We start from the raw sequence: 2,160 nt of genomic DNA on the forward strand, positions 1-2,160 counted from the left end.
ATCGTCTTCTAATATTTTGTCATAATCGCTTTTATCTGCAAATGTCAGTGCCAACATGCCCTGCTTTTTTAAATTGGTTTCGTGGATTCGCGCAAAGGAGCGCACTAGCACAGCACGAACGCCGAGGAAGCGTGGTTCCATGGCAGCATGCTCACGGGATGACCCTTCACCATAGTTCTCGTCTCCAACAACGATAGTGGGTACTTGGTTAAATTTATAATCACGCTGTACATCAGGCACAGCGCCATATTCGCCATTCAGTTGGTTTTTCACAGAATTAGTTTTTTCATTAAAGAAGTTCAATGCACCGGTGAGCATATTATTCGAAATATTATCCAAATGTCCTCTTAATCGTAACCAAGGTCCCGCCATAGAAATATGGTCAGTTGTACATTTCCCTTTGGCTTTGATTAACAGTTTTGCACCGGTAATATTATTTCCATCCCAAGGTTCAAATGGCGTGAGAAATTGTAATCGTTCGGAAGTTGGATCAATAACCACATCAACATCACTACCATCATCCGCAGGTGCTTGGTATCCCAAGTCTTTCACAGCAAAGCCCTTTTCAGGTAGGTCAAAACCAGTGGGAATTTCTAACTTAATGGCTTCCCCCTTATCATTCGTGAGCGTATCTGTGATAGGATTAAATGTCAAATTTCCTGCAATGGCAATGGCTGTCACCAATTCAGGAGATCCAACAAAAGCATGTGTATTTGGGTTTCCATCAGCTCGTTTGGCAAAGTTCCGATTAAAGGAGTGAACAATTGTATTCTTTTCTTGCTTGTCTGCACCATCCCTAGACCACTGGCCGATACAAGGACCACAGGCATTGGCAAAAACACTCGCACCCAATTCATTAAATGTATCAATAAGCCCATCACGTTCGATGGTGTAACGTACTTGTTCAGACCCCGGCGTAATCGTGAATTTCGATTTAGTTTTTAATCCATGATCCACCGCTTGTTTCGCAATTGAAGCGGAACGAGAAATATCTTCATAGGATGAGTTGGTACATGAACCGATTAAGCCCACTTTCACATCAGTTGGCCAATCATTTTCTTCCGCTGCCTTAGCCATTTCAGAAATAGGTGTAGCCCGATCTGGCGTAAAAGGACCATTCAAATGGGGTTCCAGTTCTGATAAATTAATTTCAATTACTTGGTCGAAGTAGGATTCAGGATCAGCATAAACTTCAACGTCAGCTTTCAAATGTTCAGCAACACCATTGGCCAGTTCTGCTACTTCGGTACGGCCTGTAGCTCGAAGATAATTAGCCATATGTTCATCATAACCAAATATGGAAGTGGTGGCGCCAATTTCGGCGCCCATATTACAGATTGTCCCTTTTCCGGTACAGGACATTTTATCGGCACCTTCACCAAAATATTCCACAATAGCATCGGTTCCTCCTTTAACAGTAAGGATACCTGCGACTTTCAAGATTACATCTTTGGCTGAAGTCCAGCCACTCAATTCACCCGTAAGTTTTACACCAATTAACTTGGGGAATTTCAATTCCCATGGTATGCCCGCCATTACATCCACAGCATCAGCACCGCCTACACCAATGGCGACCATTCCTAATCCGCCGGCATTGACCGTGTGACTATCCGTTCCGATCATCATACCCCCGGGGAATGCATAATTTTCTAATACAACTTGATGGATAATCCCAGCGCCCGGTTTCCAAAACCCAACACCAAATTTATTGGAAACTGATTCGAGGAAATTATACACTTCACTATTTACATTCTTGGCCACATCCAAATCTGTCCCAGCGCCAACTTTTGCCTGAATCAAATGATCGCAATGAGTTGTGGATGGTACGGCAACTTTTTCCTTCCCCGCCATCATAAATTGGAGGAGTGCCATTTGAGCAGTGGCATCTTGCATAGCCACACGATCTGGATCAAAATCCACATAAGATTCCCCGCGTTCATGAACTTCATTCGCATCACCTTGGGAAAGATGGCTATATAAAACTTTTTCTGAGAGTGTTAAAGGGCGGCCAATTATCTTTCGAGCAGTCGCAACCCGGCCCGGCAATCGGTCATAAACGGCTTTGATCATATTAAGGTCAAACACGGAAAATCCTTTCAAAATGTACGATTCATTACAAATATCAATAAATTTGTTAAGAAAAAGAGTGCCAAATTACAT

At 43.0% G+C, this 2,160-nt stretch carries 1 protein-coding gene; it reads right to left on the minus strand.

Annotated features, from left to right (window positions below):
- On the minus strand, nt 1-2,070 hold a 2,070-nt coding region (locus tag HN459_09185), incomplete at its 3' end, for an aconitate hydratase (protein ID MBT3479617.1).
- Nucleotides 2,071-2,160: the final 90 nt, after the last annotated feature.

The organism is Candidatus Neomarinimicrobiota bacterium (assembly GCA_018647265.1).
Taxonomy (GTDB): domain Bacteria; phylum Fidelibacterota; class Marinisomatia; order Marinisomatales; family TCS55; genus TCS55.